Annotated in this window: 1 pseudogene; it reads right to left on the bottom strand. The window is 65.5% G+C overall.

The annotated features are described in order from the left end of the window. Positions 1–203 (bottom strand): annotated as a pseudogene (locus SB822_RS61815) (IS4 family transposase); the annotation flags it as partial.

The following is a 203-nucleotide window of genomic DNA, read 5'->3' as shown; positions in this document are numbered from 1 at the left end:
TTGCGGCCGTGTTCGCGCACGATGAAGCAGGCCTGTGCCTGATGCCAGCCCTGCAGGATGGTCCCGGTGCAGAAGTTCCGGTCAGCCAGCCACAATTCGCCCGCGCCGGCACATTCAATCAGCGGGGCCATGGCCGAGCGCTCCTGCGCGTGCGCATCCTCGATGGCGACCAGATCTGTGACCAGACCCAGATCCGGCTCGTA

This window comes from Paraburkholderia sp. SIMBA_054, from assembly GCF_046534875.1.
GTDB classification, from domain to species: domain Bacteria; phylum Pseudomonadota; class Gammaproteobacteria; order Burkholderiales; family Burkholderiaceae; genus Paraburkholderia; species Paraburkholderia hospita.
This window is presented reverse-complemented; position numbering and strand designations above follow the sequence as displayed.